Source organism: Gelidibacter algens, assembly GCF_001678675.1.
Lineage (GTDB): Bacteria > Bacteroidota > Bacteroidia > Flavobacteriales > Flavobacteriaceae > Gelidibacter > Gelidibacter algens.
The window spans coordinates 71,162-78,867 of the sequence record NZ_LZRN01000017.1 but is presented as its reverse complement, the minus strand read 5'-3'; the positions used below and the strand labels follow the sequence as shown (position 1 = coordinate 78,867).

4 protein-coding genes are annotated in these 7,706 nt (G+C 39.3%); 1 reads left to right on the top strand and 3 read right to left on the bottom strand.

The window, feature by feature from the left end:
• Window positions 1–103: 103 nt before the first annotated feature.
• From pruA to A9996_RS09985, 3 genes are all read right to left on the bottom strand, one after another.
• Entirely contained in the window at window positions 104–1,729 is a 1,626-nt protein-coding gene (pruA, locus tag A9996_RS09995) for an L-glutamate gamma-semialdehyde dehydrogenase (protein ID WP_066434003.1), read from the bottom strand.
• Window positions 1,730–2,135: 406 nt separating this feature from the next.
• On the bottom strand, window positions 2,136–2,522 hold the full coding sequence (apaG, locus tag A9996_RS09990; protein ID WP_066433998.1) for a Co2+/Mg2+ efflux protein ApaG: 387 nt from the start codon (window positions 2,520–2,522) through the stop codon (window positions 2,136–2,138).
• 174 nt (window positions 2,523–2,696) lie between these two features.
• Window positions 2,697–3,950, bottom strand: a complete 1,254-nt coding sequence (locus tag A9996_RS09985; protein WP_066434036.1) for a type IX secretion system plug protein — start codon at window positions 3,948–3,950, stop codon at window positions 2,697–2,699.
• A gap of 319 nt (window positions 3,951–4,269) precedes the next feature.
• Between A9996_RS09985 and A9996_RS09980 the strand changes: the two genes are divergently transcribed.
• A complete protein-coding gene (locus A9996_RS09980; protein ID WP_146608949.1) occupies window positions 4,270–7,668 on the top strand; it encodes a T9SS type A sorting domain-containing protein in 3,399 nt (1,132 codons plus the stop codon).
• Window positions 7,669–7,706 lie beyond the last annotated feature (38 nt).

Below are 7,706 nucleotides of genomic sequence, written 5' to 3'. Positions count from 1 at the left end.
TTCCGTAAACCTAAAAAACTTAATTTGTAAAGTAAAAACTTATTTAAACAAAAACCTACCCGAAACGGAAGTTTGAGGATTTTTTTATGACTCTATAAAAGGATTAGCCTAAAAATGGATAACGGTAATCTGTTGGTGTTACAAAGGTTTCTTTCACCATTCTAGGGGAAATCCAACGCAACAGGTTTTGTTTGCTGCCAGCTTTGTCATTGGTGCCTGATGCTCGTGCGCCACCAAAAGGTTGATGGCCAACCACAGCACCGGTTGGTTTGTCATTGATATAGAAGTTTCCGGCCGCATTTTGCAGTGCTTTTGTGGCTTCATCAATAGCATATCTATCTGTAGCTAAAATGGCGCCTGTCAAGGCATAGTCGCTAGTTTGATCTACCAAAGTCAAGGTCTTGCTGAAATCTTTATCATCATACACATAAATAGTCATCACAGGACCAAAAAGTTCTGTGCACATGGTCGTGTATTTCGGATCAGTAGTTTCTATCACCGTTGGTTCTATAAAATACCCTTTACTTTTATCATAATTTCCGCCCGAAATAATCGTGGCGTTCTTATCTTTCTTAGCTTGGTCAATAAAGCTTGCCAATTTATCAAAAGAATCTTCGTGGATTACCGCCGTCATGAAATTACTCATGTCTTCCGGAGAGCCCATCTTAAAGGTTTTGAGATCTTCGATCACATATTTTTTAACATCACCCCAGATGCTTTTAGCAATATAAGATCTTGAGGCAGCACTACATTTTTGGCCTTGAAACTCAAATGCGCCCCTAACGATAGCCGTTGCAACTTGTTTCGGATCTGCAGTCTTGTGGGCGACGATAAAGTCTTTTCCGCCAGTTTCTCCTACGATTCTTGGGTAGGTTTTATAGTTGGTGATATTGTTTCCAATTTTTTTCCATAAACTTTGAAATACGGACGTTGATCCTGTGTAATGCAATCCTGAAAAATCCGGACTTGCCATTACACTTTCTGTAATCATCGCCGGATCACCAAACACTACATTGATCACCCCTGCAGGAACGCCGGCCTCTTCAAAGACATCCATAATCACTTTTGCAGAATAAATTTGATGGTTGCTCGGTTTCCAAATGACTACATTTCCCATTAACGCCATACACGATGGTAAGTTACCTGCAATGGCCGTAAAATTAAACGGGGTTACGGCATACGTGAACCCTTCCAAAGGTCTGTATTCAATACGGTTCCAGGCATCGCTGGTACTTTCTGGTTGGTCATTGTATATTTCAGTCATAAACTGCACATTAAATCTCAAGAAATCAATCAGCTCACAAGCGGAATCAATCTCGGCCTGGTGGATTGTTTTGGATTGTGCAATCATGGTAGCCGCATTAATTTTTGCACGGTAAGGCCCCGCAATCAATTCTGCAGCTTTTAGAAAAATCCCAGCACGGTGTTCCCAAGGTAACTCTGCCCAGTTTTTTCTAGCTTCAAGAGCGGTAGCAATAGCCTCTTCAACATGTTTTTTATCGGCCTCATGATAAGTTCCAACAACATGTTGATGGTCATGAGGGGGAGACATGGTTTTCGTATTTTTTGTCTTTACATATTTGCCATTGATGTATAGAGGCACCTCAACGGTGCTTCTGTACATTTTTGAATATTCTGCTATAACCGCTTCACGTTCTGGTGATCCTGGAGCGTATGTTTTTACAGGCTCATTTACTGCTACTGGTACCTTGAAAAATCCTTTTCCCATGAGTGTTTTTGTTTTAATAGTTTAAAAATTAAAGACTCAAAGGTACAAAAATTTGCAAGTTCTGTAAGGCTATTGCCTACTAAAACCACGTTAAAACTGGGGTACATTTTGTTGTGAGTTGGTAGGTGTGAGTTGCAGTTACGCTGAAGTATGAGAAAATGGGAATTTTTAGGAGGCTTCTAATTAATGCTGATCCCGATATGAAAATTGGCGATTAACGCACTATTGGATTGGTTTTAGAAATGGTAGAAATCAGAGTTTATAATGAATATCAATCAAAACTTTATGTATAAATAGACCTGTTAGAAAAGTAATCGCTAGAGCAAATTTAATGGGCTGATGCTTTTTTTGTTTAAGCAAATGCCATAAAAATAGAGGCGGATTACGATGCAGGTCCCAGTTCGTTTTAATTCATTGCAAAAGGGGCGCTCAGCTTAAAAGAAGGGATATAGACCTTAAACTTATTGGTAGTGGTAAAGTTGACCATATTGTAATGGCCTTGCATGGCACCAAAAGGTGAGGTCAATAAACATCCTGAAGTATAAGTATGTGATTCGCCAGGTTTGAGGACAGGTTTTTTACCGATGACACCATCGCCTTCAATGATTTCAATATTGTTTAAGGCATCTAAAATGCGCCAATGACGGGAATTTAATTGCACGGCATCTTTACTTTGGTTTTCAATGGTCACCTTATATCCAAAGGCATAATGCACCTTATAATTTTTATAAAAGGTACCTTCAAACGTCGTGTCTACACTTATTTTGATGCCACTTGTAACTTGCTGAACCATGATGGATGAATGTTTTGAGTTTTGCTAAAATAGGATAATTATATAGAATTTAATACTTTATTTCATTCAAGATGTGACGCTATCGCTATTTACAGGAAATAACTGAAGCTTAATTTAAGTAATAATAATAATAATAATAATAATAATTCAATCCAATTATAAAAATGGCGCCTGTCAATTGGAGATATTAACTGAAGATCCTTCTCCTACACCAATCAATCGGTCATAACGCGCGCCTAAATCTCTATAATATACCAGCACTTTATAATCGTTTTCTGTTTGGTAAAAGTTGCCACTAACGGCGCCTTCATTGAGGGTGCCATCTGCCTCGGTCACCACATATATGTAATTGTAAAAGCCTTGTTTCAGTCGGAAGGCACATTCATAGAGTCCTCTTTCTGCATTATAGTGAAGCTGGTTTTCCGGTTCAAGCGCATAATTGTTGAAGTTGCCGTACACATATATGGCCTTGCCAGCAGGTAATTCAGGATATTGCAGGGCAAAATGTATCATGGTATAATCGGCTTCAATTGAAACGTTTTCAACATCTAAGGCCGTGATCAAAAAATTACCATTAATATCAGGATTATAGGTGTAAAGCTGATCTGCGCGAGACGTATTTACAAAAAGATAGTTGTTGTAAATTTCTTTTAAATCGATAAACTGCACCCCCATATTGGCCGCCCTCACATCTTTATTTTCAAAATAGCGGTATTCATTGCCACCCCAAAAACTAGTTTCGGAGATGTACTTATACACCAATTGATTGCCCAGAGTGTATTGCGGTTTCACATTGGCAATAGCCGTGGTAAGATTGTTGTTTTGGATGATCAAGATCTTGACATTTTCTAGCGGATTGATAAAGTTGAAATTGTTATTGTCAATCACAATATCTACTGATTGCTTTCTGTCAATATATTTGACGTCTCTTGAGCGTTTAATCGCAACGCCAACATTGACAAGGTCTTCATAAACCATAAACTTTCTTGAAAACACCAAGTCGTTATCGTCATTCCATATACTGATCAGGTAATTGCCCGTTACCAATAGTCCCCGCGTTTGCTGGTTGGGAATTTGGAGTGTATAATGCGAATAAATTTGATAGGTGTTAAAGGAGTTGGTATAGTCTAGGATACGCTGGTTATCAAACCCTCCCAAATATTCTGATTTCACCAAGCTTGATGGTGTCCAATCATAATTAAAATGCTCAATCACATAATAAAAATCAGGTTCAATACCGGTAAGCGCATCAAACTCCAGTACGAAGGGTTCGCCAAGTTTTAAAATAGGCAGCTGACTTACATTGGTGCCGCCTTTGAAAATGATGGTCTTGATGCTGCTTGGTGGAGGGGTTTCCGTTACCTGAGCCACCGCACAAAACGTGGTAGGAATCAAAACACAAAGGCAAAACCATATTCTTAAACTCATTTCTATTAAATTTTTGAATTGTAAAGATACACATTTCATGCCTAAAAACACATCTGCTGGGAGCGTTCCTGGACTTTAGAGGCAATTAGATTGGGAGCTTCTTAGTTATTTGAGGCATAATAGTTTAAGCAGTAAAAGCGATGTATAAATTAAAATGTATTTCATCAGTTATTTCAGTACAACATCTAAAAATTTTCTTCGACTGATAAATCTTTTGCAAATTTATGTACCCTACTTAATTTTTGGTAAAGACTTTTTTAGGAGTGCCCTTCTTAGAAAATTTGATGAAACAGGTCACACAACTAAATCTTTGGTACTTATGACTACAAAAATTACTTCGCACATTATAAACATAGATGTATGCAAAGGTTTTGTAATGCTTCTTCTCTTTTCCGGCAGCATGTTCTCTCAAACCATAACAGATGTTTTTCCAACTAGAGTTACCACCGGCTCTGTAGTTACTATAAAAGGAACTTTGTTTACAACTACACAAAGAAATAATATAGCTTTAATGAACGCTTCTGGCGATGTCATAACTACGACGGCTCATGTACTTAGGAATACAGGTGAGATGACATTTGAAATTGGTTCCGTTGCAGATTTTGATATTTTAGATGCAGTATTAACTATAGGTCTAGGTGGAACCGGCCCAAGTGCTGCAAAACTTATCAGTTACATTGCTCCTGTTGAAGAGTCTCTAACTACTGGTGAATCTTTCTATGTAAAAGAAATTTACACGAATTGGAATTATAATAGCAATGGCTTTTGGAGATCCAGTGATTGGACATCGGCAAACACAGCTGCATCTCCAAATGATAAACATGAACTTTTAGGTTATAAGATCAGGCCTTTTGGCAGTGCCATTGATGTCATTTATTCAACAGGCGTGGATGACGCACTTTTGGAAGTAAAATTGGGATTGACTCCAGGACAAGCAGGTTACCAAAAGAAAGTCTTTAAAGCGTACTCTACAAACGGTGTGCGTGGCACAACAAGCGGCCTTAACTTTCTTATGACTGGAGATATGGTAGATGGAATAGAGGCACTGTCCGAAACACCAGGGGACTTCTCAACCTTAACAGGTATTAAGGCCTTGACCATCTTGGAAGTGATTATTGATGGTAAAAATGGTTTGGAATTGGGTACAGCTGTTGGTAACTTTAATAATAGAACAGATGTTCAGTTCTTTAGTGGGAATGGCATACCGGGAGTTATAGGCGATGAGGATACACCAGATCTATTGATCACCCAAATGGCCGATCCGGGCTTAAGTGATGTGTATTATTATGCTGATGAGTTTGGAAATGTTGTGGGACATCCAATTAAATTAACCATAAAAAATGTAACCCCCAACACCGTATTGGCCAAATGGAAATTGAATTTATTCACGTTTGCTGACGGTCTAGATTTTGCATCAGCCAATCCAAACGGACGTGCGACTAAATATATCGCAGACCGATTTAGACCTATTAGAATGGTGGCTTTTAAATTGGAGGACTTTGGCATCAGCACTGCTGAAGAAATTACGGATATAGATAACATTAATATGAATTCTGGAGGTAGTGCTGATATCGCCTTTATGGCTTATAATCAGGAGACTTTCAATATTAAAGGCCCCGTCGCCAAAACGATCTTACCTCAATATGTCTGTCGGTTAGGCAATGGATCGTCAGCGTTATTTAGGGTTAAAATTGGCACAGTTGCCGAGGGCGGTAATGTGGGGATAGAGGATTTTAATGTTGATGGTAATATTCGTGCACCAATACCTGCAGACGGTCTTCCAATGTTGTTTCAATATCAATTATGGAAAGATGGTTCAGCGGCAACAACTAAAGGGCCAACTCCTTCTGCTCTAACCATTACAGATGTTGATGCTGGAAAATTAGGGGTTTATAAGTTAAGAATTGATAATGGACAAGGTATTGTGATAGTCCCTGTTGAACTTGCTCAAGGCGGTACCCCTTTCATTTGGAATGGCGCTTGGAGCTCTCCATATGGCGATGTCGCCGATATCAATATTAAAGAAAGAGGATTGGTTTTTACATCTGATTACAATGAGGATGTTGATTTAGAGGGGTGTGATTGTTTGGTTGTTGCAGGGACGAACGTGACCATTCCGCCGAGTAAAAAAGTAAAATTATATGGTGCGATTACAATTGCTCCTCAAATAGACGAAGTTCCAGGAACTTCACCATTTATTCCTGCCGGGACCTTCACACTTAAAGACAACGCCAGCTTGATCCAAACAAAACCGCTTCTATTAGTTGGAGGTTTAAACGTTAATGAAAACAAGGGGGAAATCATTGTGGAAAGAGTTGCTGACAATCTTAAAAAATTTGATTATGTCTACTGGTCGTCTCCTGTTGAAGGGTTTAATGTAGGAGGTATTCTAAGTTCTCGTACCTATGAGTGGGATGTTATTGCATCTAACACCAAGGGTACAGTTGGCAACTGGGTTACACCTCCTTCTGGAATTATGACGCCTGGTAAAGGGTTTATTGTAAGAGTGCCAACACCGGATCCAGATGCACCACCAGTGGATCCAGAAGAGGGCTTTACCTCGACTGGGATTTTTGAAGGGATCCCAAATAATGGTGAGTACATTATTCCTGTTTTATTATCTCCAGGCATACCAATCCCTGACCCAAATAGTGGTTGGAATTTAATTGGAAACCCGTATCCTTCTGCGATCAATGCAGGTGACTTTTTGACCACCAATTCAACATTACTCGAAGTCATTGACGGTGGTGTATATTTGTGGACGCATGGCACAGAAATTATGCCAGGTGGCAGCAACCCATTTTATCAAGACTTTGGATATAATTATAATTCAGCTGATTATCTAGTATACAACGGTACAACTTCTACAGATCCTGATTTTGACGGAAATATTGCTTCAGGACAAGGCTTTTTTGTGAAAGCTAAGGCTCCAGAAAATGTCAGATTCACTAACGCGATGCGTTTTACGACTGATGAAGAGGCTTACGATAACTCCCAATTTTTCAGATCACCTAGTGATTCAAAAAATGCAACAGCATCTGAATCAGAAAAACAATTACTGTGGTTGGCGTTAACCAACGAGGCTAAAACAGCTACAGTTGCCGTAGTGGGTTATGTGCAGGGTGCAACCTATGGAAAGGATAATTTATATGACGCGTCCCACATGGGCACCAATGATTTTAGTTTGTACACGCAGGTGTCAGCCGATAGATTGGTCATACAAGGGCGTCCCTTGCCATTTGACAGTTCCGATAAAGTTACCCTTGGGGTGGCAGTGCCAACAAATGGGATCTATAGCATAGCGATAGATCATTTAAAAGGAAGCATTATGCTCAACCCCGAGCAAAGCATCTATTTAGAAGATACTTATCAGAATGTCATTCATGATTTGAAGAAATCGCCTTACAGTTTTACAGCTATTGCAGGAGATATGAACGATCGGTTTGTGCTACGATATATGGACAGACAGCTGTCAGTAGAGGAGCAACAGCTGTCCGATACCTTTGTGTATGTCAAAAACGAGCAGCTTCACGTTAGGGCAGCAAAAAATATTGAATCCATTACAGGATATGATCTTGCCGGAAAAAAAGTAATGGATCACCATGCGGATGGCAATAGCAAAAGCCTTTCTACACCTTTCCAATTTCCAAAAGGTGTGTACTTGATGGTCATTACTTTAGAAAATTCAGCCACCGTTACCAAAAAAGTATTGAATTAGGGCGTATGCCCAAACACCTCATCAATTAATAAAAACCA

Excerpts from the sequence above, each read along its gene's own strand:
- pruA (WP_066434003.1), bottom strand. The coding sequence starts at position 1,729 with ATGGGAAAAGGATTTTTCAAGGTACCAGTAGCAGTAAATGAGCCTGTA.
- apaG (WP_066433998.1), bottom strand. The coding sequence starts at position 2,522 with ATGGTTCAGCAAGTTACAAGTGGCATCAAAATAAGTGTAGACACGACG.
- A9996_RS09985 (WP_066434036.1), bottom strand. The coding sequence starts at position 3,950 with ATGAGTTTAAGAATATGGTTTTGCCTTTGTGTTTTGATTCCTACCACG.
- A9996_RS09980 (WP_146608949.1), top strand. The coding sequence starts at position 4,270 with ATGACTACAAAAATTACTTCGCACATTATAAACATAGATGTATGCAAA.